Origin of the sequence: Haloprofundus halophilus (assembly GCF_003439925.1) — an archaeon.
In the GTDB taxonomy this organism is placed as follows: Archaea; Halobacteriota; Halobacteria; order Halobacteriales; family Haloferacaceae; genus Haloprofundus; species Haloprofundus halophilus.
Genome location: NZ_QQRR01000002.1, coordinates 762,324 through 783,319, shown reverse-complemented (window position 1 = coordinate 783,319; position 20,996 = coordinate 762,324). Strand labels below are relative to the sequence as shown.

At 66.2% G+C, this 20,996-nt stretch carries 23 protein-coding genes and 1 tRNA gene; 10 read left to right on the top strand and 14 right to left on the bottom strand.

The annotated features are described in order from the left end of the window. Positions 1-22: 22 nt before the first annotated feature. The gene (locus DV709_RS13650) at positions 23-979 is read right to left on the bottom strand and encodes an NADPH:quinone reductase (RefSeq protein ID WP_117594967.1); all 957 of its coding nucleotides are present in this window, start codon (positions 977-979) and stop codon (positions 23-25) included. A gap of 52 nt (positions 980-1,031) precedes the next feature. On the opposite strand from DV709_RS13650, the gene DV709_RS17810 reads away from it, so the two are divergent. Both DV709_RS17810 and DV709_RS13645 read left to right on the top strand, forming a co-directional pair. Next, on the top strand, positions 1,032-1,220 hold the full coding sequence (locus DV709_RS17810) for a hypothetical protein (RefSeq protein ID WP_157972742.1): 189 nt from the start codon (positions 1,032-1,034) through the stop codon (positions 1,218-1,220). A gap of 63 nt (positions 1,221-1,283) precedes the next feature. Further along, positions 1,284-1,499 (top strand): hypothetical protein, encoded by a 216-nt coding sequence (locus tag DV709_RS13645; RefSeq protein ID WP_117594966.1) that lies wholly within the window; start codon positions 1,284-1,286, stop codon positions 1,497-1,499. A 15-nt stretch (positions 1,500-1,514) separates the two neighbouring features. On the opposite strand, the gene DV709_RS13640 is transcribed toward DV709_RS13645, so the two are convergent. Continuing rightward, positions 1,515-2,291, bottom strand: a complete 777-nt coding sequence (locus DV709_RS13640) for an SDR family NAD(P)-dependent oxidoreductase (RefSeq protein WP_117594965.1) — start codon at positions 2,289-2,291, stop codon at positions 1,515-1,517. Between the two features lie 296 nt (positions 2,292-2,587). On the opposite strand from DV709_RS13640, the gene sucC reads away from it, so the two are divergent. Next, positions 2,588-3,733, top strand: a complete 1,146-nt coding sequence (gene sucC / locus DV709_RS13635) for an ADP-forming succinate--CoA ligase subunit beta (RefSeq protein WP_117594964.1) — start codon at positions 2,588-2,590, stop codon at positions 3,731-3,733. Next, positions 3,730-4,599, top strand: coding sequence for a succinate--CoA ligase subunit alpha (gene sucD / locus DV709_RS13630; protein ID WP_117594963.1), 870 nt, complete (start codon positions 3,730-3,732; stop codon positions 4,597-4,599). Before sucC ends, sucD begins: the two co-directional genes overlap by 4 nt. Positions 4,600-4,642: 43 nt before the next feature. On the opposite strand, the gene DV709_RS13625 is transcribed toward sucD, so the two are convergent. Then, entirely contained in the window at positions 4,643-5,293 is a 651-nt protein-coding gene (locus tag DV709_RS13625) for a helix-turn-helix domain-containing protein (protein ID WP_117594962.1), read from the bottom strand. 514 nt (positions 5,294-5,807) lie between these two features. Here DV709_RS13625 and DV709_RS13620 point away from each other — a divergent pair. After that, positions 5,808-6,491, top strand: coding sequence for a DUF7282 domain-containing protein (locus DV709_RS13620; protein WP_157972741.1), 684 nt, complete (start codon positions 5,808-5,810; stop codon positions 6,489-6,491). 38 nt (positions 6,492-6,529) lie between these two features. On the opposite strand, the gene DV709_RS13615 is transcribed toward DV709_RS13620, so the two are convergent. The 6 genes from DV709_RS13615 to DV709_RS13590 form a co-directional block, all read right to left on the bottom strand. Next, on the bottom strand, positions 6,530-6,817 hold the full coding sequence (locus tag DV709_RS13615) for a DUF7577 domain-containing protein (protein ID WP_117594960.1): 288 nt from the start codon (positions 6,815-6,817) through the stop codon (positions 6,530-6,532). A gap of 140 nt (positions 6,818-6,957) precedes the next feature. Continuing rightward, positions 6,958-8,460, bottom strand: a complete 1,503-nt coding sequence (locus tag DV709_RS13610) for an MATE family efflux transporter (protein ID WP_117594959.1) — start codon at positions 8,458-8,460, stop codon at positions 6,958-6,960. After that, positions 8,457-9,068, bottom strand: a complete 612-nt coding sequence (locus DV709_RS13605) for a TetR/AcrR family transcriptional regulator (protein WP_117594958.1) — start codon at positions 9,066-9,068, stop codon at positions 8,457-8,459. The genes DV709_RS13610 and DV709_RS13605 overlap by 4 nt, the downstream gene beginning before the upstream one ends. A 315-nt stretch (positions 9,069-9,383) precedes the next feature. Beyond that, a tRNA-Val gene (locus DV709_RS13600) sits at positions 9,384-9,458 on the bottom strand. Positions 9,459-9,747: 289 nt separating this feature from the next. Further along, the gene (locus DV709_RS13595) at positions 9,748-10,281 is read right to left on the bottom strand and encodes a cob(I)yrinic acid a,c-diamide adenosyltransferase (RefSeq protein ID WP_117594957.1); all 534 of its coding nucleotides are present in this window, start codon (positions 10,279-10,281) and stop codon (positions 9,748-9,750) included. Further along, positions 10,278-10,520, bottom strand: a complete 243-nt coding sequence (locus tag DV709_RS13590; RefSeq protein WP_117594956.1) for a glutathione S-transferase N-terminal domain-containing protein — start codon at positions 10,518-10,520, stop codon at positions 10,278-10,280. The genes DV709_RS13595 and DV709_RS13590 overlap by 4 nt, the downstream gene beginning before the upstream one ends. A 264-nt stretch (positions 10,521-10,784) precedes the next feature. Here DV709_RS13590 and DV709_RS18075 point away from each other — a divergent pair, with 264 nt between their 5' ends. Together DV709_RS18075 and DV709_RS13585 are read left to right on the top strand one after the other, a co-directional pair. Beyond that, positions 10,785-10,946, top strand: a complete 162-nt coding sequence (locus DV709_RS18075) for a DUF7838 family putative zinc beta-ribbon protein (RefSeq protein WP_168191204.1) — start codon at positions 10,785-10,787, stop codon at positions 10,944-10,946. Between the two features lie 246 nt (positions 10,947-11,192). After that, a complete protein-coding gene (locus DV709_RS13585; RefSeq protein ID WP_117594955.1) occupies positions 11,193-11,552 on the top strand; it encodes a cupin domain-containing protein in 360 nt (119 codons plus the stop codon). 5 nt (positions 11,553-11,557) lie between these two features. On the opposite strand, the gene gcvPB is transcribed toward DV709_RS13585, so the two are convergent. The 5 genes from gcvPB to ilvA form a co-directional block, all read right to left on the bottom strand. Next, positions 11,558-12,988: an aminomethyl-transferring glycine dehydrogenase subunit GcvPB gene (gcvPB, locus tag DV709_RS13580; RefSeq protein ID WP_117594954.1), complete on the bottom strand. Its 1,431-nt coding sequence runs from the start codon at positions 12,986-12,988 to the stop codon at positions 11,558-11,560. Further along, positions 12,988-14,316 carry an aminomethyl-transferring glycine dehydrogenase subunit GcvPA gene (gcvPA, locus tag DV709_RS13575; protein WP_117594953.1) on the bottom strand — a complete coding sequence of 443 codons (1,329 nt, stop codon included), beginning with the start codon at positions 14,314-14,316 and terminating at the stop codon, positions 12,988-12,990. The genes gcvPB and gcvPA overlap by 1 nt, the downstream gene beginning before the upstream one ends. Next, complete coding sequence (gene gcvH, locus DV709_RS13570) at positions 14,313-14,690, bottom strand: glycine cleavage system protein GcvH (protein ID WP_117594952.1); 378 nt, start codon at positions 14,688-14,690, stop codon at positions 14,313-14,315. The genes gcvPA and gcvH overlap by 4 nt, the downstream gene beginning before the upstream one ends. After that, the gene (gene gcvT, locus DV709_RS13565) at positions 14,691-15,803 is read right to left on the bottom strand and encodes a glycine cleavage system aminomethyltransferase GcvT (protein ID WP_117594951.1); all 1,113 of its coding nucleotides are present in this window, start codon (positions 15,801-15,803) and stop codon (positions 14,691-14,693) included. It lies immediately after the preceding gene. 553 nt (positions 15,804-16,356) lie between these two features. Continuing rightward, a complete protein-coding gene (ilvA, locus tag DV709_RS13560) occupies positions 16,357-17,574 on the bottom strand; it encodes a threonine ammonia-lyase (RefSeq protein WP_117594950.1) in 1,218 nt (405 codons plus the stop codon). Positions 17,575-17,696: 122 nt separating this feature from the next. Between ilvA and DV709_RS13555 the strand changes: the two genes are divergently transcribed. The 3 genes from DV709_RS13555 to tuf all read left to right on the top strand — a co-directional run bounded on the left by DV709_RS13555 (position 17,697) and on the right by tuf (position 20,981). After that, entirely contained in the window at positions 17,697-18,896 is a 1,200-nt protein-coding gene (locus DV709_RS13555; protein WP_157972740.1) for a M20 family metallopeptidase, read from the top strand. A 205-nt stretch (positions 18,897-19,101) separates the two neighbouring features. Continuing rightward, a complete protein-coding gene (locus DV709_RS13550; RefSeq protein ID WP_117594948.1) occupies positions 19,102-19,527 on the top strand; it encodes a CBS domain-containing protein in 426 nt (141 codons plus the stop codon). A 185-nt stretch (positions 19,528-19,712) separates the two neighbouring features. After that, a complete protein-coding gene (tuf, locus tag DV709_RS13545) occupies positions 19,713-20,981 on the top strand; it encodes a translation elongation factor EF-1 subunit alpha (RefSeq protein WP_117594947.1) in 1,269 nt (422 codons plus the stop codon). Positions 20,982-20,996: the final 15 nt, after the last annotated feature.

The window sequence follows — 20,996 nt, the reverse complement described above, 5'->3', positions numbered from 1 at the left end:
GCGAGGCCTCACTCCGAGCCGCTCAGGTCGTGATGACCAACTTGCCGAGGAAGCTCTCCTCCAGCACCGCGCGCTGCGCTTCGCCCGCCTCGTCCAGACTGTACGTCCGCTCGATTTCGGGGACGACCTCGCCGCGGGCGAGCAGGTCGCCGAGGCGCGCCAACACCGCCGCCTTGTCGGGCGTGTTGTACATCGTCATGAACTGGAAGCGAACGTCTTTGCTCTTGGCCGCGCCGACCGCGGAGAGACCCGCCTGCTCGGTCGAGTTGCCGAGGCAGACGACTCGCGCGCCCTGCGCGGCCACGTCGGCGTCGAACTGCATGTACTCGTCCATCCGCGTGTCGACGACGACTTCGGGCGCGCCGACGCGCTGGACGGACTCCGTCAGGTCGTTTCGACCGTAGTCGAACACCGTCTCCGCGCCGAGCGCTTCCAACCTGTCGCGGTAGTCGGGATTCGCCGTCGTGAGGACGCGCGCGCCCATCGTCTCGGCGAGTTGGATGGCGACGTGGCCGACGCCGCCGTTGCCGCCGTGGACGAGCGCCAGCTCTGCGGGCTCCAGCTCCGCGTGCGCGACGAGCGCCTGCCACGCGGTCATCCCGACGAGCGCGAGCGCCGCGCCGTCCTCGAAGGAGGCCCCTTCCGGGAGCGTTGCGAGGAACTCGGCGGGCGCGGCGACTTCCTCGGCGTAGGTGCCGTGCATCCCGTTGCCGAGGCCGGTACCGAAGACGCGGTCGCCCGGCGCGAACCGGTCGACGCCGTCGCCGACCGCCGAGACGACGCCCGCGAGGTCCGAACCGGGCGTGAACGGTAGCGACGGGACGGGATATGCGCCCTCTCGGAAGTAGGTGTCTACCGGGTTGACGCCGATGGCGCGAACGTCGACGATTACGTCGCCATAACCGGGTTCGGGCGAGTCGACGTCGTCGACGGTCAGTACCTCGGGGCCACCGTGCTCGTGGAATCTGGCTGCGCGCATACAGAGAGCGAAGACCGCAGGAGCGATAAAAGGGGGCGACGTGCGCCGACGTATGGCTCCCCGCTGCCCCGACTGCGACGTTTCGATGGAGGGCGTGAACCACGAGACGACCTACAACGGCGACGGGATCCGCGTCGACTCCGGCGGCGGAATCCTCGGTGCGCTGGATTTGAAGGGTTCGTACGTCGACGCGATGCTCTGTCCGGACTGCGGACTCGTGCGATTTTACGCCGACGTGTAGCCTCCGCGCGCGCCCACCCGAAACGGCGTAAACCCCTTTCGCCCAGCGACGCGTATCTCACCTATGCCCTCGGATACGCACCGTTGCCCCGACTGCGGCGTTACGATGGAGCGCGCGGACCCGGTGACGACGATACAACAGGAACGACTGAAGCTGCGGACCGACCACGCGCGCGAGGGGCTACTCGGGAGACTCGGACTCAGACGGACGCCGACGGTTTACGGTTACGTCTGCCCGGAGTGCCGTTTGGTGCGACTGTACGCCGACGAGGACGAGTGAACGTAGGTCCGCCGACTATCTGACCGTGTAGCCGCCGTCGACGACGAGCGACGCGCCGGTGACGTACGAGGAGGCGTCGCTGGCGAGGTACAGCGCCGCGGGCGCGACGGCCTCGGGGCCGGGAATCTCGTCCATCAGCATCTCCGAGCGCCACACCTCGTCGATGTTCGGGTCCACGTCGTCGGCCTGGTCGGTGTTGTCGGTGCGGATGTAGCCCGGCGCGAGGCAGTTCACCCGGATGTCGTGTTCGGCCCACTCGGAGGCCAGCTGTCGGGTGAAGGATTCGACCGCGCCTTTCGAGGCGTTGTAAGCGACCTGCCGCTGCGGGTAGTTGGCGACGCGGGCGGACATCGAGGAGACGTTGAGGATAGTCCCACCGGAATCCATCATCTCGATGCCGGCGTACTTCGAGCAGAGAAAGACCCCGCGGACGTTGACCTGCATCACCGCGTCCCACTCGTCGACGGTCATCTCCTCGGCGGCTTCGTGGACGACGATGCCCGCGTTGTTGACGAGCACGTCGACGCCGCCGAAGCGGTCGACCGTCGCATCGACCATCGCGCGAACCTCCGCTTCGTCCGCCACGTCGACGGGGACCGCGAGCGTCTCGACGCCCCAGTCGTCTTCGAGTTCCTCGGCGGCCACCGTCCCCGACTCTCCGTCGCGGTTGGCGACGACGACGTTCGCGCCCGCCTCCGCGAGCGCGTCGGCGATCTCGCGGCCGATACCGCGGTTGCCGCCGGTGACGACGGCGGTGCGTCCGTCGAGTCCGAAACTATCGAGTACTGACATAGGTGTGGCTCTCGCCGAGAACGAATAAAGGCTCAGTCCGACGCGGTGGTCACACGTCGCGGACCACCGCGGGTCGCCGAACCGAGGCGCCCCGTAGCGGGATGTATCGTGGGCGCGAGTGACCGGACACTACGAGGCGTCGTATCCTACGTCTCCCAGCGTATTGAGCCTTCTTTCCGAGTCGGCTCCGAAAATTCCGCGTCCCGGTCGTGCTCCGCGATTCCCGTTCGCAACCACGCGCCGCTGTGTCACGAATGAACGGGATTTAAGCGCCAGTCGAACCCTCACACGTACGCATGAAGCTTCACGAGTATCAGGCGAAGGATATCTTCGCCGACGCCGGGATTCCGATTCCGGAGTCGCAGCTCGCGACGAACGTCGACGAGGCAGTGTCGGCGGCCGAGGAGATCGGCTACCCCGTCGCTATCAAAGCGCAGGTTCACGTCGGCGGCCGCGGGAAGGCCGGCGGCATCAAACTCGCCTCCGACGCCGAGGAGGCCCGGGAGTACGCCGACGACATCCTCGGGATGGACCTGAAAGGCTACACCGTCGAACAGGTGCTCGTCGAGGCCGGCGTCGACTTCACGAACGAACTGTACGTCGGTGTAACGATGGACCGCGGCGAGGGCAAACCCGTCGCCATGGTCTCCACGGAGGGCGGCGTCAACATCGAGGAAGTCGCCGAGGAGAACCCCGACGCCATCGCTCGTGAGCACATCGACCCGGCGTTCGGCCTGCACCCGTACCAGGCGCGGAAGGCCGTCTACGACGCCGGCGTCGACCAGTCGGTCGCACGCGGTGTCTCCTCGATTCTCACGACGCTGTACGACCTCTACGAGGAGCGCGACGCCTCCGACATCGAGATCAACCCCGTGATGATCACGTCGGACGGCGACGTCGTCGCGGCCGACGCCGTGATGAACATCGACGACGACGCGCTGTTCCGCCAGCCGGAACTCGCCGAGATGGAAGAGGAGACGTACGAGGACGACCTCGAACGGAAAGCCGGCGAGTACGGCTTCGACTACGTCCGCCTCGACGGCAACGTCGGCATCATCGGCAACGGCGCGGGGCTCGTCATGACGACGCTCGACCTCGTCGACTACTACGGCGGCGAGCCCGCGAACTTCCTCGACATCGGCGGCGGCGCGAAAGCCGAGCGCGTGACGAACGCGCTCGACATGGTGTTCTCCGACGAGAACGTCGACGCGGTCGTCTTCAACATCTTCGGCGGCATCACCCGCGGCGACGAGGTGGCCAAAGGCATCAACGAGGCGCTCGAATCGTTCGACGAGATTCCGAAGAAGGTCGTCGTCCGCCTCGCCGGCACCAACGCCGAGGAGGGCATGGAGATTCTGAACACCGACCTCGTGGAGGTCGAAGAGACGCTGGAGGAGGCGGTCCAGCGGGCGGTCGAAAACGCACAGGAGGCGAGCCAATGAGCATTCTCGTAGACGACGACACGCGCGTAGTGGTACAGGGCATCACCGGCGGCGAGGGCAAGTTCCACACCGGCCAGATGGAGGCGTACGGGACGAACGTCGTCGCGGGCGCGGTCCCCGGCAAAGGCGGCCAGGAGGTCGACGGCATCCCGGTGTACGACACCGTCGACGAGGCCGTCCGCGAGGAAGACGCCGACGCCTCGGTCATCTTCGTCCCGCCGGCGTTCGCCGCCGACGCCATCTTCGAGGCGCTCGACACCGACCTCGACCTCGCCGTCGCCATCACCGAGGGCATCCCGACCCAGGACATGGCGAAGGTGAACAAGCGGCTCTCGGAGGTCGACACCCGTCTGCTCGGCCCGAACTGCCCCGGCATCATCACGCCCGGCGAGGCGAAACTCGGCATCCTCCCCGGCAACATCTTCGCCGACGGCAACGTGGGTCTCGTCTCCCGCTCGGGGACGCTGACGTACCAGGTCGTCGACAACCTCACCGCCCGCGGCATCGGTCAGACGACCGCCATCGGCATCGGCGGCGACCCCATCATCGGCACCGACTTCGTCGACGCCCTCTCGCTGTTCGAGGAGGACGACGAGACCGAGGCCGTCGTCATGTGCGGCGAGATCGGCGGCGAAGACGAGGAGGAAGCCGCCGCGTTCATCGACGAACACATGGACACGCCCGTCGCCGGCTTCATCGCCGGCCGGACCGCGCCGCCGGGCAAGCGCATGGGTCACGCCGGCGCTATCGTCTCCGGTAGCGGTACCGGCACCGCCGAGAGCAAGATCGACGCGCTCAACGACGTGGGCGTTCCCGTCGGCGACACGCCCGAGGAAGTCGCCGACAACATCGAGTCGTTCCTCTAATCGGGTTGGACCCGCCGGCGACCGTTCGCACTCTCTTTTCTCGCTACGACTCCGCCTCGATAGTGTTGCGGACGAGCCTGACCGTCCCGCGGCGGAGCCGCTCGGACGCCGCTTGTCCCGAGATACCGAGCTCGTCGGCGAGTTCGTCGAGACTCGCGCGCCGGGGGACGTCGAAGTAGCCGATCCGCACCGCCGACCGGAGCGCCGTTCGCTGCTTCTCGGAGAGCCCGTACCGTTCGGTCGTCTCCGGGCTCTCGGGCGTGTACAGCCGTTTGAGCGTGAACGACACCCCGCGTTCGCGGACGCGGCGGCGGAACTCGGCGAGCGCCTCCCGGTCGGGAAAACGCATCCGCATGTCGAAGCTGTCGTGCGTGGCGGTTATCTCCAACCGGGAGGCGCCGACGGCCGCCGCCATAGGGTAGAGCACCACGTCCGGGTCGATGCGTACTCGGTACAGTTTCTGGGTCTCGAACGTGTCGAGTACGTCGACCGAGAGCACGGTCTCGTCGTCTTCGAGCGCAGCCTCGAACGCCTCGAAGTCGCCGCCGGTCGCCCAGAACAGAAGGTACAACGGCGCCGAGTCGTCCGCCGAGAGTACCTCCTCGACGCGGATGCGCATCGACGGCGCCGCGTCCAGCGTCGACAGTAACGCGAGGTCCGGACTCGATAGCTCGAATTCGGCGATGTGACTCATACGTCGTCTACGCGAGTATCGGATAAATGTCAACCGCCGAAGAATCGGGTCGGTCAGACGTGGTCGTCCGAGACGTCGTCGACGATGCCGGGGAGTGCACCGTCGAGGTGGAGGAGAGGCGTCCGCCGGCCGTCGGCGGTGTGGTATCGTTGGATGGCGTCGTTACGCGGCAATCGTCGCCGCCGCGATGAACGACCAGCGGGTGCCGGCGTCCGTCTCTTTCTTCTTTCGCTCTGCGGTCGGTGCGTCGCGTCGGTGTTTCCAGTGCATATTCGATACGAGGATTTACTCACTTATGAGTTTTTCGAGAATCTGATACGTTCGTCACCAACGACCACGACAGATGGACGGGGTGGTTTACCACGCCGTGGAACGCAGTACCGTGGGTCGTGACAGTCCGGGGCGTTCGGTTTCCAAAACAATTTACCACTGGTTGAGAACGTGTAGGCCGAGTTCCAGGTGCGTGCCGGACACCGACCGTGACGACCGGACGGCACCGGAACCAGAGACAACGATGAAGCAATCTACAATCCGACGCACCGCGTTGACCGCCGTCGTGGCGTTCACCGTGCTCGCCGCGACGATGGCCCTCCTCGCACCCGCGACGACGGGGACGGTCGCTGCACAGTCTGACGGAACCGCGAACGACTCCGCGAACGGAACCGCGACGCTCGAATACAACGACCAGACCGTCGAGAACCAGAGCGTCGTCGTCGAGGAGGCGAACCTCTCGAACGGCGGTTACGTCGCCATCTTCGACGAGGGCGGCAACCTCGTCGGCCACTCCGACTACCTCGAATCGGGCGAGCAGACGAACGTCACGGTGTCGCTCAACGACTCGTTCACCGGCGACCAGGTGACCATCGCGACCGCGTACACCGACGACGGTGACGAGGCGTTCAACGAGTCCGCAGACGCCCCGTACCGAGAGAACGGCGCGCCCATCAGCAGCACGGCGTACGTGACCAGCGACGGTACGAGCGGTGAAACCACCACGTCGGCGGGCGACGAGACGACTACCGAAGACGGTGAGAGCTCCGAGGAGACGACGACCGAATCCTCCGAAACCGCCGAAGACGACGGTGCCGACGAGGCGACCGAAGACGGCGAAACCAGCACCGATGGACCCGGCTTCGGCGTCGTCGTGGCGCTCGTCGGTCTCCTGGGTGCGGTTGCGGTCGCACTCCGTCGCGTCTAAAGACGACTCGAACGGCGACCACCTATCTCTCTTCCGTTCTACGCGGTGTCGAGTTTCGACAGACAGCCGTGACAGAAGCGAACGCCGCGCGGATTCGGTGTCCCGCACGCTCTGCAGGCGACCGCGCCGGAGCGTCGACTGCGGCGCGCCGTCGGCGTCAGAGCGAACAGGCCGCTGCGCCCGAACTCCTCGTCGGTCTCGTCGAGCAGTCGCTCGACGAGGCGGTCGTCTCGGAGCGTGTGGAGGCCGTGCCAGAGACCGAGAAACAGCGCCGACGGCGCGACGATGACGAACCCGGCGACCAGTACCCGAAACAGCAGTTCCATCCGCCCCGAGGATAGTGAACGCCGGATATTGATGGTTTCGCAGGCTGAGACGACCGTCTCGGCAGTACGACGGTTCGACGACGGAGAACGCGAGACGCGGACGCGTCGGTGACGACAGTTGGTCGTCTGTCGGCCGAGGGTCAGTCGTCTGTCGGTTCGGCTTCGACGCTCGGCACGCTCCGGTCCGACGAGATGTCGACATCGCGCCACGTCCCCCGGCGGTACCAGAGGATGGCGATGACGCCCCCGACGACGTTCGAGACGGCGAATCCGAGCCAGATACCCGACGACCCGAGGCCGAGTCCGAAGTCGGCCGCTCCGAAGAAGGCCACCGGGAGGCGGACGAGGCCGAGCATCGACACCGAGATGACGGCGGCGACGACGGTCTTGCCCGCGCCGCGGAAGCTACCGACGAACGACTGGACGATGCCGATGAATCCGAACGTCGGCGCGACGTAGCGGAGGAACTCCGCGCCGATGCTGATGACCTCCTGGTTGTCGGTGAACACGCCGACGATGGGTCGGGCACCGAACCAGGTGAGCACGCCCAACGCCGAGAGGACGACGAACATCGTCAGCGCGGCGCTGTTGGCGGCCTTCTCGGCGCGGTCGGGCTTGTTCGCCCCGATGTTCTGACCGGTCATCGTCTCGACGCCGCGGGCGACGGCGAGCGCCGGCAGGAAGATGACCGACAGCACCCGCGTCCCGACGCCGTAGGCGGCGACGACGTTCGTCGAGAACAGCCCGACGACGATGAGCAGCAGGTTGATGGAGATGGCTCGGCCGGAACCCTCGACGGACGCTGGGAGGCCGATGGCGAGCAGCTTCCGCGCGTAGCCGAAGTTCGGAGCCATGTCGCGGAGGTGGATCTCCACGCCGCGGGTGCCGTTGAACATGATAGCCAACCCGACGGCCAGCGCGAGCGCCCGCGAGAAGATGGTGGCGACGGCGGCGCCGGTGATGCCCGACCCGGTGTACCCCGTCGCGGCGAACAGCGTCGTCTGGAGGCTCTCCGCGCCGAGCATCGCGAACAGCGGGTTGTCGTCGAACCCGAAGATGAGAAACGGGTCGAGGAAGATGTTGAGGACGACGGAGCCGAACATGACGAGCATCGGCGTGACGGTGTCGCCGTAGCCGCGCATCAGCGCGACGAAGACGAAGAAGCCGAACATGAACATGAGGCCGAGCGAGATGACCTGCATGTAGCTCGTCGCCATCGGGAGCACCTCGGGGGAGGCCCCGAAGACGCTCAGCAGTTGCTCGACGAAGACGAAGCCGACCAGTCCGAGGACGAGCGCGGCGAGAAGCGAGAACGTCACCGTCTGCGACGCCGCGTACTCCGCTTTCTCCTCGTCGTTCGCGCCGGTGTGCTGGGCGACGAGGACGCTCCCGGCGACGGAGAAGCCCGTCCCGATGGAGATGAGCAGAAACACCATCGGGAACGCGAAACTGATGGCCGCGAGCGCGGCGGTGTCGTACTGGCCGAGCCAGAACGTGTCCGCGAGGTTGTACGCCGTCTGCATCAGGTTCGTGAGGACGATGGGCAAAGAGAGGTAGAACAGCGGTTTCACGATGCCGCCGGAGGTGAGGTCGACGTCCTCGGGGCCTTTGAACACGCTGTCGATGCGGTCGAGCAAGCTCACTCGGCGCGCACCTCGGTTCGTCTCGGCGATTCGTCCGCTAACACGGTCGTCTGTACGTAGTCGTATATCATCTGTCTCATCTTGTCTGCGTCGTGACCGACCGCGACCCGCCTGGTCTGCGCGCCGTCGATGGCGGTGAGGAGGAACTCGGCGGTCCGTTCGGGGTCGACGTCGCCGTCGAACGCGCCCGACTCGACGCCGGAGTCGATGACTCCCTCGAACTCCGCGCGAAGGCGGCTCTCGAAGGCGAGCAGTCGCTCTCGGTACTCCTCTTCGTACGGGGCCTGTGCGGTCAGTTCGAGCATCGCCGTCTGAAACTCGCCGGCGTCGTCGCTTTCGGCGGACGGACAGGCGACGTCGAGGAGTGCGAACAGTTCCGTCGTCGGGTCGTCGGCGTCGATGGCCGCGATTTTCCGGGCGAACCGCTCGTCGAGGAACTCCAGAAACGAGACCAGGAGGTCGTGTTTGCCGTCGAAGTGGTAGTGGAGAGTCGCTTTGCTCTTCGAGCACTCGTCGGCGATGTCGCGCATCGTCAACGCGGCGTACCCCCGCTCGCAGAGCGCGCGGTACGTCGCGCGCATCAGTTCGTCCGTAGTGTCCTCGCTCATCTCGGGTCGACTTCCGACTGACTGGTCGGTCAGGTCTTGGTCGTACTAACCGACCGGTCAGTTAAACTGTTTCGCAACAGGTCAGGAGTGCTGGTGTGGTGTCGAGAGACGTGCGCGCGGCGGCAAATCGGACTCAGAGGCGCGTCCGCGCCCGTTCCATCGAAGGAATGGAGCAGTTCGAGCTTCGGTCGTTCCGCTCGCTCCGTTCGCTTCACTCCCGAGTTCGAATGCCGTCGTCACGTTCGATTCCGCGAACGCTTTGTCCTGCCCGCGCTACGCCGTTGCTATCGCTCGTCGTCGCGAGGAATCAGAAGATGGGTTGGGGCAGATTTGAACTGCCGACTTCCTCCGTGTGAAGGAGGTATCATAACCAGACTAGATCACCAACCCGGCACTCGGTCGTACCCGCGGATAGGACTTAAGGATTTTCTTGTCCGACCGCGGCGTCTTCCGACCGACATCGCCGCCGCCGACTCGATTCTCCGCATATTCGCGCGTTCCGAGGCGTTTTAGGTAAACCTAAATCGTAACGCTTTTTGCCAATCTTAGGCTAACCTAAAACACGGTGTTGTGACCGTGCCTGTCCGGTCTCGTCAGACACCGCATCTGTCCCGACCCCGGCGTCCGTGGGCATCATCTCGGACTCACCGGGTTCTCTCAGTCTCGCTCCGACGAGCGGTCAGTACGTCGGCGACTCCTCCTTCTCGCCGTCGTGGGCGTTGACCGCCCGTCCGAAGACGAACAGCGCGTCCGACAGCCGGTTGAGATACGTCACCGCGTGGTCGTTCACCGGTTCGTCGCTGGCGAGCGCGACGGCGCGGCGTTCGGCCCGGCGGACCACCGCCCGAGCGTGGTGCAGCGCCGCCCCCGACTCGCTCCCGCCCGGCAGGATGAACGACTGCAGCGGTTCGAGCTCCTCGTCTATCTCGTCGATCCACTGTTCTAGCCGTTCGACGTGTTTCTCGCGCACCTGCGGGTCGCCCTCGTCGGGGTCGGGGTTCGCAAAGTCCGCCTGGATGATGTGCAGATGGTTCTGGACGCGTTCGAGTATCTCGTCGATGTCTTCGTAGCCGGTCGGTCGAAGCGTGCCGACGAGCGCGTTCGCCTCGTCGACGGTGCCGTAGGCCTCGATGCGCGGACTCGTCTTCGAGACGCGCGACATGTCCTTGAGGTCGGTCAGTCCCTCGTCACCGCGGCCGGTGTAGATCTTCATCGCGCCAGCGTCTTCTCGATGTACCGGAGGATGTTCTCGCTCTCGCCCATCGTCACTCCGCGGTCGGTGTCGACGAGAAATGGAACGGCACGCTGGCCGCTCACGCGCTTGACTTCGTCCCGGTCGGAGTGCATCGCCTCCGTCCAGTGCGTCTCGTAATCGACGTCGTTCTCCTGCAGCGCGTCGTGGACCTTCTCGCAGTACGGACAGCCGTCCAGCGCGTAGAGTTCGGTGACCATGCCCGGTCGTAGGTGCGCGCCCGTCAAAGAGGTTCGCCCGCGGGGACAGTCGGTCGAAAATCGGTGCGGCGAACCGGGTCGCGGACGGCAGTCGATCGAAACTCGGTATCGTAGTATACAGTGTATGGGTGGTCCAGCGACTCGGTACACGCCGCTCGACGCCGCCGCGTAATCGACAGTATCCGGGGTTCTCTCCGCGCCCCCGCCGATGGCGACCGACGCCGAACCAACATCTTCAACACACCACACGCGCGAGATACCGACATGAGCCTCGAAATGGAACACGACTGCCCGAGTTGCGGCGGGAGCCAGGAGTTCTACCGCTCGGCCAGTACGAACGTCCACCTCGGCGAGAAGACGAAGTGGCGCTGCACCGAGTGCAACTACGGATTCGTCCTCATCGACGGCATCGACAGCACGCAGTAACGACCGCCGAGTAGTTCTCTCGCTCAGTCTGACCGCCGACAGCTCGGACTGTACTTCCGGAGTTCGCCGATTTATCTGCCTGCTCTAGAGGCGTCGTCGGAGACTGACCGGCGACGCATACACTAATTATTGCGATATCGAAAAATCGTCTACGGGGAAGTGTGAAGTCCGCCGAACAGTTTCCCGCGTCGTCGGACACGCGTCGACCGAGAAATGCCTTTGATACTCTGTGACGAACTGCCCGCCGTGTACTCACGAATCAATCTCGCGGACGTCGACGCCCACGAGGCGGATGTAGCCGACGCACGCGTGAAACCGGTCGGCTACCACCTCCGTCCCGCGCAGATGCGGCCGAACGTCTGGACGTTCGAGAGAGGCGAATCGACGCCGTACCACTACCAGGAGGAACAAGAGGAGCTGTACGCGGTTCTCGACGGTCGATTCGAGTTCCGAATCGAAGACGAGACGCTCGAACTCGTTCCCGACGACTACGTCGTCGTCGAACCGCAGGCGAGGCGGCGGTTGACCGCCGTCGAGAGCGGGACGGTGCTCGTCGTCGGCGCGCCGAACGTCAAAGACGACGGCGTCGTGCTCGACGAGGAGTAACTGCGTTACTCGTCGCCGTCGAGCGCCTGCCACGACAGTCGCGGATTGCGCGCGGCGCTCACCTGGTCGATGCGTCGGGCGGTCGTCCGCGACGGCGCGTCGGCGAGCGTCTCCTCGTCGTCGCCGGCGGCGGCGTTGAACGCCGCGGCGAGGTCGTCGAGCGACTTCTTCGTCTCTATCTCGGTCGGTTCCGTCAGCATCGCCTCCGGCACCATCTCGGGCCACTTCGTCGTCGGCGGGTGGACGCCGTAGTCGAGCATCCGCTTCGCCACGTCGGCGGCGTCCTTCTCGCCGGCGGTGGCCGCGAACTCGTGGTGGAACGGGCCGTACGGGATGTCGAACTCCACCTGCGAACCGAGGTAGTTCGCGTTCAGCACGGCCTTGGCGCTCGCGTCGAGCAGTCCCTCATCGCCGAGACGCGCGATGTAGGCGTACGCCTTGACGAGCACGAGCCAGTTACCTTGGAAGCCGTGGACTTTCCCGACCGACCGCTCGGGGTCGAACAGCTCGTAGCCGGAGCCGGACGACCGCTCGCGCACCCGCGGCGCGGGGAGGAACTCGGCGAGTTCGTCGACGACGCCGACCGGACCGGCGCCGGGACCGCCGCCGCCGTGCGGCGTCGCGAACGTCTTGTGGACGTTGTAGTGCATGATGTCGAACCCCATGTCGCCCGGCCGAGCGCGGCCGAGCAACGCGTTGAGGTTCGCACCGTCGTAGTAGAGCAACCCGCCCGCGTCGTGGACCGTCTCCGCGATCCGCTCGATGTCGCGCTCGAACAGTCCGACGGTGTTCGGGTTCGTCAGCATCAGCGCCGCGGTGTCGTCGCCGACGGCGGCTTCGAGCGCCTCGACGTCGACGCGGCCGTCCTCGGCGGAGGGGAGTTCGACCACGTCGTAGCCGGCCATCGCCGCGCTGGCGAAGTTCGTGCCGTGGGCGCTGGCGGGGATGATAACCTCGTCTCTGTCCTCGCCGTTGGCCTCGTGGTACGCCTTCGCGACGAGGATGCCCGCGAACTCGCCGGCGGCCCCGGCGGGCGGTTGGAGCGTGACGGCGTCCATGCCGCCGATTCTGGCGAGGTACTCCTGCAAGCCGTGGAGCAGTCCGAGGCTCCCCTGCACGCTCCGCGCCGAGCGGTCGGGATGCACCGCGCCCTTGGGGTCGGCGGCGACCTCCTCGGTGAACTTGGGGTTGTACTTCATCGTACAGGAGCCGAGCGGGTACGGTCCGCTGTCGATGCTCCAGTTCATCTGCGAGAGCCGCGTGTAGTGACGGGCCAACTCGGGTTCCGAGAGCGCCGGGAGCTCGACGGAGTCGCGCGTCAGGTCGTCGGGAAGCGGCGAGTCGTCGCCGCCGACGTCGACCTCGCTCGTCCCTTTCTCCGACAGCAGCGGTTCGTACTGACCGTTCTCGACGTATCTCGCCTGGTCGTGAATCATCAGAGCACCCCCTCGAAGGCCGCGACGAGTTCGTCCGCCTTGTGCGCGTTCGCGTCGGTGATACACACCTGTAGGAGGTGTTCGCCGACGACGTGGACCGCGTATCCCTCGGTTTCGAGGTCCCCGGCGATGGCCGCCGCCGGCTGGTCGCAGCGGACGACGAACTCGCGGAAGTGGTGGCGGTCGTGCACCGGCGCTTTGAGCCCCACGAGCGCGTCGAGGCGCTCTGCGAGGGCGGCCGCGTCGCGGACGCAGTCCTCCGCGAGGTCGACGAGTTCCGAGGGGCCGAGCCACGCGAGGTGGATGGCCGCGCGGAGCGCCACCCACGCCTGATTCGTGCAGATGTTACTCGTGGCACGCTCGCGGCGGATGTGCTGCTCGCGCGTCTGCAGCGTCAGCGTGTACGCGCGCCTGTCGGCAGCGTCTTCGCTCACGCCGACGAGGCGGCCGGGAACCTGTCGGAGATACTCCTCGCGCGTGGCGAACAGGCCGAGACCCATGCCGTACGCGTTCGGAAGGCCGAGCACGCCGGCCTCGCCGACGACGACGTCAGCGCCGACGCTCGCGGGTTCTTCGAGGAGCGCGAGCGCGACGAGGTCCGTGCCGAGACAGAACAGCGCGTCGTTCTCCGAGGCGAGTTCGCCGATCTCGGCGAGTCGCTCCTCGATACTCCCGCGAACCGTCGGGTTCTCCGCGTAGACCATCGCCGTCTCGTCGTCGACGAGTTCGGCGAGCGCCTCGACGTCGACGTTGCCGTCGTCCATCGGGTACGTCTCGACGGTCATCTCCGTCCCGGCGAGGTAGTTGTCGAGGACGCCGCGCTTGCCCGAGCGCAGGAACTCGGGGACGAATACCCGCGTGCCGCTGGCCTGTCGAACTCGGTCCGCGAGACGAGCGGCCTCGGCGAGCGCCGTCGCCGAGTCGTACATCGAGCAGTTCGCCACCGGAAGCCCGGTGAGTTCGACCAGCATCGACTGGTACTCGAACAGCGCCTGCAGGAACCCCTGCGTGATCTCGGGCTGGTACTGGGTGTAGCTCGTCAGGAACTCCGCGCGCTGCGAGAGGTTGTCGACGATGGAGGGGACGTAGTGGTCGTAGTGCCCGCGTCCCATGAACTCCGTGAGGTCGTCGTTTCTCCCGAGCAGCGCCGTCAGTTCGCGCCGAAGCGCCTGCTCGCTTCGCGGTTCGATGCCGAACTCGCCGTCGAAGCGAACGCCCTCGGGGATGTCGAACAGCGCCTCCTCGTCGTCGACGCCGACGGCGTCGAGCATCGCGGCGGTCTCGCCCTCCGCGTGCGGTGCGTACGGACTGCCTCGTTCTCGCGTCATTCGGTCTGCTCGCGATACTCCTCTGCCGTCAGTAGCTCGTCGAACTCTCCGTCGTCCGCCGGTTCGACTTCGAGCATCCACCCCTCCGCGTACGGGTCGTCGTTGACGAGTTCGGGCTGGTCGAACAGCGCCTCGTTGACGCCGACGACGGTGCCCGAGATGGGCGCGTAGAGGTCCGACACCGCCTTGATGCTCTCGACGACGCCGAACTCGTCGCCCTTGGTGAGTTCGCTCCCCTCGTCGGGCAGTTCCACGAACACCACGTCGCCGAGTTCGTCCTGGGCGAAGTCGGTGATACCGATTCGCGCCACGTCGTCGGTGCTGGTCCACTCGTGCGATTCCATGTACCGCAGGTCGTCAGGTACTTCGAACATCTATTTGTTCTCCAGAAACGGTGTGTTCACGATCTGTGCGCGCTTTTCGTCGCCGCGAACGACGACCCGGACGCGCGTGTCCGGTTCCGCGTGGTCGGTTCGAACGTAGCCCAGCGCGATAGCTTCTCCGAGCGTCGGACTCATCGTCCCGCTGGTCACGTGACCGATTTTCTCCCTGCTTTCGTCGCGGAGTTCGTAGCCGTGGCGGGCGATGCCGCGTTCGGCGAGTTTCAGGCCGACGAACCGCTCGTCGACGCCGTCTTCTTTCGCCCGTTCGAGCGCGTCGCGCCCGACGAACTCGGTGTCGAGGTCGACGGTGAACGCGATGCCCGCCTCGTAGGGGTTCCGCGGCTCCTCCTCGGGGTCGAAATCCTCTCCGGACAGCAGGAACCCCATCTCGATTCGGAGCGTGTCGCGCGCGCCGAGGCCGCAGGGCTGGCAGTCGAACTCGCTCCAGACGGACTCGGCGGCGTCCCACGGACAGAGCACCTCGAAACCGTCTTCGCCGGTGTAGCCCGTGCGTGCGACGAGACAGTCCGCGCCCGCAATCTCGGCGTACGTCGCCTCGAACCGCGAGCAGTCGAGAACGTCGGAGCCCGCCGCGTCGGCGACGAGGCCGGGCGCGTCCGGCCCCTGGACGGCGAACATCGCCCACTCCTCGGTCTGGTCGTCGACGGCGGCGTCGAGACCCCACTCGTCGCGGTGGCTGGTCCACCGCTCGTACATCTGCTCGTCGTGGCCCGCGTTCGGGATGAACAGATACGTCGGGTCCGCCGAGTCGGAGTTGTCCAACTCGTCGGGCAGCGCGTAGACGACGGTGTCGTCGAGGATGACGCCCGACTCGTCGGTGATGCAGGAGTACTGCGAGTCGCCCGGGTCGAGCGCCGTCACGTCGTTGGTCGTGAGTCGCTGCATCAACTCGGTCGCGTCCGGCCCGGACACCTCGATCTCGCTCATGTGCGAGACGTCGAAGATGCCCGCCGAATCGCGGACCGCGGCGTGTTCGGTGCGGATGGAGTCGAACTCCACCGGCATCTCCCACCCGCCGAACCCGGTGAACTTCGCCCCGCGGTCGGCGTGGACCTCCCGCAGTGGCGGCTTCCGATGGGCCATATCAGTGGCTTGGTTCGGGGTAAGTAATGCTTTGGTATCTCCTCCCGCGTGACTACCGACGATATGCGCGTCTGTGCATCGGGAGTACGAGAGAGACGAGTTCGTCGGCCTCGAACCCGGAATTCACCGGTTCTCTATGCACGAACGTGTGAAACGACGCGAGTTGGACGCGCTCCGAACCGACGTGTCGGACGAAGGTTTATATACCTGCTCGTGGTGGTATTTACTATGATTGTAGCAAAGATTTCTGAGCAGACTCAGACCGAGGTCGCCACTACTACCGAACGCCGCACTGCAACTTTTGCCGAGATGAGTCGCGCGATGAGAATCTTCTGAGTTCCCCCATCCCTGCTGTTTCTCCGTCTCTATTGTTTCTCCGTCTCTTCCGCTTTCACGCCCACTGGCGGGTCGTCGAGGCTGTTCGCGCCGCTCGACGACGTTCGGAGTCCCCGTCGTAACAGTCCACGTAAACCAAATGTGGAGATACGAAAACGGCGTGGTCGCGATGTTGCGGACCGCCGGCTCGAACCTTCTGCAGTTTCCGGGTGCGTAATCAGTCGACGGTGCCGACTTCCGGACGTTCGTCCAGCGCGGCGACGACCCGGTCGAGGTGGTCGGGACCGCTGCCCTCGACGGCCACGGAGAGTTCCGTCTGCGCCGGGTCGACGCCCGAGCGCGGCGGCAGACGCGATATCTCGTCGACGGTCGCACCCGCCCCTTCGACGGCTTCGGCCACGGCACCCAGCGACCCCGGCCAGTCGTCGACGGTCAGCCGAAGCGTCCGGTATCGCCCCAGTTCGGCGAGGCCGGCTTTGGCGTAGTCGGCGAACTGCGTGAGGTCGATGTTCGCGCCGCAGACCGGCACCGCCACCGTCTCGCCGGTCACGTCGAGGTAGTCGCCGACCAGCGCCGCGAGGGCGACGGCTCCGGCCGATTCGGTGACGAGTTTCGAACGCTCGGCGAGGAGCGCCATCGCCGCGGTTACGTCGGCGTCGGTGACGTTCACCACTTCGTCGACGCGTTCGCTGACGTGCCGGAACGTGTACGCTTCCGTCTTGCTGGCCGCGATGCCCTCGGTGATGGTGTCGATGGAGTCGCGCTCGTACACCTCGCCCCGTTCGAGCGACTCGCTCATGTGCGCGCAGCCCTCGGTCTGGACACCGACGACCCGCGCGTCGGTGTGCGCTTTTACCGCCGTTGCGATGCCCGAGATGAGCCCCCCGCCACCGATGGCGACGACGACGGTGTCGACGTCGGGCACGTCCTCGACGATTTCGAGCCCGACGGTTCCCTGCCCGGCGATGACCGCGCGGTCGTCGAACGGGTGGACGAACGTCGCGCCCCGCTCCTCGGCGATAGCCATCGCTCGCTCGTACGACTCCTGGTACACGTCGCCGTGGACAACGACCTCCGCGCCGTAGCCCCGCGTCGCCTCGATCTTCGCCATCGGCGTCACCTCGGGCATCACGATAGTCGCGTCCGCGCCGTGGGCCGCCGCCGCCGACGCGACGCCCTGCGCGTGGTTGCCGCCGCTGGCCGCGACGATGCCGCCGTCGAGTTCGGATTCGCTCAACTGAGCGATGCGGTTCGACGCGCCGCGGATCTTGAACGATCCCGTTCGCTGGAGCGATTCGAGTTTGAGGTGGACGCTGTCGGCTCCGCAGCGCTCGGCGAACGTACGGGAGCTATCGACGGGCGTGCGCTTGACGACGCCGTCGAGGCGTTCCGCGGCCGCTTCGACGTCGCCTCGCGTCACGAGTTCTTCGGTCATACGGGAGCGTGACGGTCGGGTCGCTTAACGCCGTCGTCGTCGGAAATCGACGCGGAGAACAGCTTGTCAGCGGGTTTTTCCGGCGTCGACGGGGCTATACGCGCTCCGCGAGAGCGGGAGCCGTGAAGATCACCGAGTCGGCAGTCGTCGAGTTGACCTGGACGCTCGTCGAACGCCCCAGTCCGAACCCGCCGGGCGGCGAGGGCCCCGTCGTCGACGCGCTGGTCGAGTATCTCGAAGCCAGTCCCGTCGAATGGACGCTCGAGCGCGAGGAACTCGAACCGGGGCGACCGAATCTCGTCGCACGCGCAGGAAACCCCGAACACGGCCGATTGCTCCTGACCGGCCACACCGACGTCGTTCCCGCCAACGCCGACGACTGGACGGGCGACCCGTACGAACTCCGGCGCGAGAGCGACGGCCCCGATGGCGACCGTCTCGTCGGTCGCGGCGTCGCGGACATGAAGGGTGCTCTCGCCGCCAAAGTCGTCGCTGCCGAGGCGTTTCTGACCGGCGACGACGACTCCGACAGCTCCGCCGACCCCGGCGAGGTCGTCCTGGGCTTCGCCATCGACGAGGAACGCGGCGGTCCGGGCACCGAGCGAATCGCGGAGGCAGTCGGCGACGTCGACGCCGCGGTCGTCGGCGAACCGACGGACCTCCATGTCGCCATCGCGCAGTACGGCGCGCTCGATTGGGAACTGGTCGTGTACGGCCGCGAGAGCCACTCCGGCCGCCCGGACCGTGGCATCAACGCCATCGACGGCCTCCGTTGCGCGCTGAACGGCGTCGCCGACCTCGCCGAGGAAGTCGCCGCCGAGGACCACCCGATTCTCGAACCCGGCCCGACCATCACCGTCACGGAAATCGAAGGCGGGTCCGCCCCGCACGTCGTCCCCGGCGAGGCCCGAGCGACCGTCTCGTGGCGGACGCTCCCCGAGGGACCGGAACCCGAGAACTACGACGAACGGATGCGAGCGGCCGTCGAGTCGGGTCTCGTCGACGCGCCGCCCGTCGAGTTCGAGCTCCGCCGGACGCTCACCGTCGACGCCGCGGGTATCGACGCCGACCACCCGCTGGTTCGGCAAACGGTCGCCGCCGCCGGCGAAGTCGGCGTCGAGAGCGACGTCGTCGGGTTCAACGCCGGCAGCGACACCCGCCATCTCATCCCCCGCGGCATCCCCGCCGTGCTGTTCGGTCCGGGGACCATCGAAGACGACGCCCACACCGTCGACGAGTCCGTCGCCGTCTCCGACCTGGTCGCGACCGCCCGCGTCTACGAGCGGTTGCTGGAGCGGTATCTGCTAGCGACCGACGACTGAGACGAGTCGTCCGGTCGTCGGCCGTCGCCCCCTTCCAATCGGTACGAAGCGAACGTCGTCTGAACACCCTACACACTATGGAACTCTCAAAAATTGTGGAATTTGTCCGCGGCGACCCGCCTGCAGGCCGTCTCGGCCGCCCCCGACCCGCCGCGCAAATACAGGCCCTACGGTTACCACGGTCAGTGTGGGGCTAGTAGATGCTATGCCAGTTGGTGACCTCGCAACCGAAGACGTCGTCACGGTCGACCCGAGCACGACAATCGAGGAGATCGCGCAGCAGTTCTCGTCGGAGGGCGTCGGTTCCGTCGTCGTCGTCGAAGACGACGAACCGCGCGGTATCGTCACCGACAGGGAGATCGCGCTCGCTGTCGGCGAACACGACGACATCTCGGAGATGACCGCCGAAGACGTCATGGCGGAGAACCCCGAGACCATCAACCAGAACGAGGAAGGGTTCGCCGTGGCGAAGAAACTCGGCGAGGCGAAGGTACGCCGACTCCCCGTCGTCGACGACGACGGCAAACTCGTCGGCATCGTCACGCTCGACGACGTGGTGGCCACCGTCGGCGAGGAGATGACGAGCATCGCCGACGTCATCGAGTCGCAGTCGCCGGGCTACTCGGCGTAGACCACGCCTCCCGACGCCCTCGGCGCTCACGGACTCCTTATATTTCGACGACACTCTGTCGACGCCGAGTATCGTTCGTTCCGTATAGTGTCAACGGTAAGTGTGTTCAACCGACGTACTGGAGGCAACCGTTTTGCTCTCGTACAACATAAACCACCTGACAGGCGCGCGGCGCCTGCGTTACCATGTCACAGGACAAACCACACCAGAACTTAGCTATCATCGGTCACGTCGACCACGGCAAGAGCACGCTCGTCGGGCGTCTGCTGTTCGAGACGGGGTCGGTACCGGAGCACGTCATCGAGCAGCACCGAGAGGAGGCCGCCGAGAAAGGGAAAGGCGGCTTCGAGTTCGCCTACGTGATGGACAACTTGGCCGAAGAGCGAGAGCGCGGCGTCACCATCGACATCGCCCACCAGCGCTTCGACACGGACAAGTACTACTTCACCATCGTCGACACGCCCGGTCACCGCGACTTCGTCAAGAACATGATTACGGGCGCGTCGCAGGCCGACCACGCCGTGTTGGTCGTCGCCGCCGACGACGGCGTCGCGCCGCAGACGCGCGAACACGTGTTCCTCTCGCGGACGCTCGGTATCGAGACGCTCATCGTCGCGGTGAACAAGATGGACACCGTCGACTACGAGGAGGACCGTTACCGCGAGGTCGTCGACGACGTGAAGCAGCTGCTCACCCAGGTCCGCTTCGACACCGACGACGCGCGCTTCATCCCCATCTCGGCGTTCGAGGGCGACAACATCGCCGAGCACTCCGAGAACATGACGTGGTTCGACGGGCCCACGGTACTGGAGGCGCTGAACAACCTCCCCGAGATGTCGCCGCCGACGGACGCGCCGCTGCGCCTCCCCATCCAGGACGTCTACACGATTTCGGGTATCGGGACCGTCCCGGTCGGCCGCGTCGAGACCGGTATCCTCGAGACGGGCGCACAGGTCTCGTTCCAGCCGTCGGACGTCTCGGGTGAAGTGAAGACCATCGAGATGCACCACGAGGAGGTCGACCGCGCCGAACCCGGCGACAACGTCGGCTTCAACGTGCGCGGCGTCGGCAAGGACGACATCCGCCGCGGCGACGTCTGCGGTCCCGCCGACGACCCGCCGAAAGTCGCCGAGACGTTCCAGGCGCAGATCGTCGTGATGCAGCACCCCTCGGTCGTCACCGCGGGCTACACGCCGGTCGTCCACGCCCACACGGCGCAGGTCGCCTGCACCATCGAGTCCATCGACCAGAAACTCGACCCCGCCTCGGGCGAGGTCGCCGAGGAGAACCCGGACTTCATCAAAGCCGGCGACGCCGCCATCGTCACCCTGCGCCCGCAGAAACCGCTCAGCATCGAGCCGTCGAGCGAGATTCCGGAACTCGGCTCGTTCGCCATCCGCGACATGGGTCAGACCATCGCCGCGGGCAAGGTGCTGAAGGTCAACGAGCGGTAACCCGGTCCGCTTTTT